General features: G+C 24.6%; 3 protein-coding genes. 2 read left to right on the top strand and 1 reads right to left on the bottom strand.

Annotated elements, in window-relative coordinates:
- Positions 1-413, top strand: a 413-nt coding sequence (locus tag F3G98_RS10180; RefSeq protein WP_188117006.1) for a GNAT family N-acetyltransferase, incomplete at its 5' end; no start/stop codon positions are given.
- Between the two features lie 136 nt (positions 414-549).
- Here the strand turns inward: F3G98_RS10180 and F3G98_RS10175 are convergent.
- Positions 550-771 (bottom strand): hypothetical protein, encoded by a 222-nt coding sequence (locus F3G98_RS10175; protein ID WP_149726133.1) that lies wholly within the window; start codon positions 769-771, stop codon positions 550-552.
- Positions 772-1,117: 346 nt separating this feature from the next.
- On the opposite strand from F3G98_RS10175, the gene F3G98_RS10170 reads away from it, so the two are divergent.
- Positions 1,118-1,560 (top strand): hypothetical protein (locus F3G98_RS10170; RefSeq protein WP_149726132.1); only part of this gene is annotated, 443 nt, incomplete at its 3' end.

Below are 1,560 nucleotides of genomic sequence, written 5' to 3'. Positions count from 1 at the left end.
GTATTCAACGAGGTCATGAAGAAAAACATTTTTTTGGAAAAATATTTTCTGAGGAATTGTTAAAGCAAATAATAAGTTCTTTGCCAAAACAAGGTTCGTTGTATGTATGTGAAAAAGGTAACAACAAAATTGGATTTATATATTACGGATTAAACGCGCATAGAATGGATAATTGTTTAGAAATAAATATGTTGTTCGTAAATGAGAAATTTAGAAATATTGGAATGGCTACTAGACTTATACAAAAATGTGAAGAGGATCCTCTAGTTCAAAATTATGGCGTCATTACTAGATGCGAAAAAAAATATTCACAAGAAGCTATAAAATTATTTCTAAAACTTGGATACAACAAAATAGATGAAGAGATAACCCCTAAATATCATTTTGAAGTTCTTAAAAAAGAATTTAAATAAAATACATTATCGCAAAAAAACTATTATTTTTTAAAATAATAAAAATAGCTCAAGAAATAGTTATAAATTTTAAAACGAGTGGTCTAAATAAATAATTTAAATCCGCGAAAAACTTTTAGCAATATATAGATAAAAATTAAAACTCTATTCCTATATTATGTTCTTTGACAAGGTTTAAAAAATCAATTTTAAACTGCTCATTTATTTCAACTGCTTTCATGATCTTTATACCTATATCCTTAAATTTTTGCTCATTTTCTTCTTTGATAGCATTTAATAATTGCTTTCTTTGCTCTGAAAGTTTCTTAAGTTGTTCTTCATTTTTTAGAAGTCTCTCTGCTGCTGTAAGTTTTGACATTGTATAGCTCCTTTTTATGTTTTGATAATTTTTGACGTTTATATTTAAAAACAGAATATCAAATTCATGTATAACCTTTTTCTTTTTATTGGTTATTTTATTTGTCTGATATTTTTTGTTATTATAACATATTCTTGGTATTTTTTGATAAAAGCTGTGTTATAATCTAAAATGTATAAAGAAATAAAAGCAAAAAAAGTTACATAAAATAGTAGATTGCAGGATAGCCTTTTTCTCCTATTTTGTAATACAAAATATTTGAGAAAAAGGCAAATACTCTGCGAGGCTCTTGTAATTTTTGCTTTGCAAAATTTTTGGTAAATAGGAAATGGAGGGTTTTTGAATTATGGCTAAAGAATTAAAAACTTTTAGATTAGATGTTGAGAATTTAAATTTTTTACAAACCTTAAAAGAAAAAATGGGGGTAAAATCATTAAATGAAGCAATCAATTTACTTTTGTTCTTTTTAGAGAGAGATAATAAAATTATTGATGCCGTAAAAGAAAATTATCCACTTTTAAAAATAAAAAGGTCTGAGCTTACTAGAGAAAATATCAAAGAGGTTAAAAATTTTTTTACCGATGTTGAATTTAAAAAATTAAAACAACTTGCAAAGGATAATGGTTTTTCTAGTGTAAATAAGTTTTCAAAATTTTTGGTTTTGAGCCACCTTTACGATGATAAAATTTTAAGTAACGATACAATAAATGAATTTGCAAAAATGAATTATTTGGTTAAACGCATTGGTATAAATTTAAATATTTTTGTAAAAGCAATTCAACAAAATAC

Source organism: Campylobacter concisus (genome assembly GCF_902460895.1).
In the GTDB taxonomy this organism is placed as follows: Bacteria; Campylobacterota; Campylobacteria; order Campylobacterales; family Campylobacteraceae; genus Campylobacter_A; species Campylobacter_A concisus_BC.
The sequence above is the reverse complement of the archived record's forward strand: the minus strand, read 5'-3'. Positions and strand labels throughout refer to the sequence as shown.

What these genes read in the sequence shown, in the direction of transcription:
- F3G98_RS10175 (WP_149726133.1), bottom strand. Translation starts at nt 771, where the DNA reads ATGTCAAAACTTACAGCAGCAGAGAGACTTCTAAAAAATGAAGAACAA.